At 45.9% G+C, this 431-nt stretch carries 1 protein-coding gene; it reads right to left on the bottom strand.

The features are described 5' to 3' along the window. Window positions 1-431, bottom strand: a 431-nt coding sequence (locus BCT81_RS28330) for a flagellin hook IN motif-containing protein (protein WP_277869855.1), incomplete at both ends; no start/stop codon positions are given.

The raw sequence follows: 431 nt of genomic DNA, 5'->3' as shown, positions 1-431 counted from the left end.
AAACGGTTTTGGAAAGCACCAAGAGATGCACGTTGGCTATCTACAGATTTTAGAGCGCCATCGATGATAGATACCGCTTCGTTTGCACCCGCAACTGATGTTACGTCGATGTCGTTTACGGTTACATCTTTACCTGCGCCAATACCTAGCTCACTTGCAAGGCTGCCACCAAACTCCACATCACCTTCAACTTTTTGGCTAGAAGCGAAAAGTTGTAATTTACCGCCTTCACCTACAGACGCTTTAACGTCTTGGCTTTGACCGTTGATGTAAGTTGCTAGCTCTTCGATATCGTTGCCTTCTTTAGCAGAGATAGATAGCTCTTGAGCTTCGCCAAACTTATCGTTGTATTTGATAGTCAGATCAGCGCCAGCGCCTACACGCCAAGATGCATCTTTACCTTCAGTAACACCGTAGCTCTTACCACCCAT

Origin of the sequence: Vibrio sp. 10N.261.52.A1 (assembly GCF_002876325.1) — a bacterium.
Taxonomy (GTDB): domain Bacteria; phylum Pseudomonadota; class Gammaproteobacteria; order Enterobacterales; family Vibrionaceae; genus Vibrio; species Vibrio chagasii.
The sequence above is the reverse complement of the archived record's forward strand: the minus strand, read 5'-3'. Positions and strand labels throughout refer to the sequence as shown.